The sequence below is a fragment of the Corallococcus sp. AB049A genome, assembly GCF_003668885.1.
In the GTDB taxonomy this organism is placed as follows: domain Bacteria; phylum Myxococcota; class Myxococcia; order Myxococcales; family Myxococcaceae; genus Corallococcus; species Corallococcus interemptor.
Window position 1 is genome coordinate 1 of record NZ_RAWL01001312.1, and the last position, 411, is coordinate 411.

The window sequence follows — 411 nt, forward strand, 5'->3', positions numbered from 1 at the left end:
CGCCGGCACCTCCACCGCCACGGCTGGGCGGCTGCTGAGTTCCCGGCAGGGGCTGGACGCAAGGGCTTCCAGTGAGGCAAGTAACAGCGGCTTCTTCGACGGACCCGTCACCCCAGGTCACCTTGATCCTGCTGCCGACAGGCAAAGACGCAATGCCATGCGTGATTCGGTACATGCCCGCCAAACCGACAAGGCCGGCGCGTCGCAGCTCCACCATTTCGTAGGCGGACAAATTCTGCGCAACTGCAACCTGGTTATACGGATACGAACTGGCGTTGATCGATACTGTTGCAGCAACGGCGGCAAAGGCCGTGAAAACCAGCCCGGCGATACTCCACTTCGTTCTTCCGGAGATTCGATTCACTGCGGCGTCCTTTTCAAGATGGCTTCTTCCCAACTGCTCTGTTTACT

Annotated in this window: 1 protein-coding gene; it reads right to left on the reverse strand. The window is 59.4% G+C overall.

Features of this window, described 5'->3' with window-relative positions:
* A partial coding sequence (locus D7X55_RS45230) for a hypothetical protein (RefSeq protein ID WP_233610482.1) occupies window positions 1–364 on the reverse strand: 364 nt, incomplete at its 3' end.
* Between the last annotated feature and the right edge of the window lie 47 nt (window positions 365–411).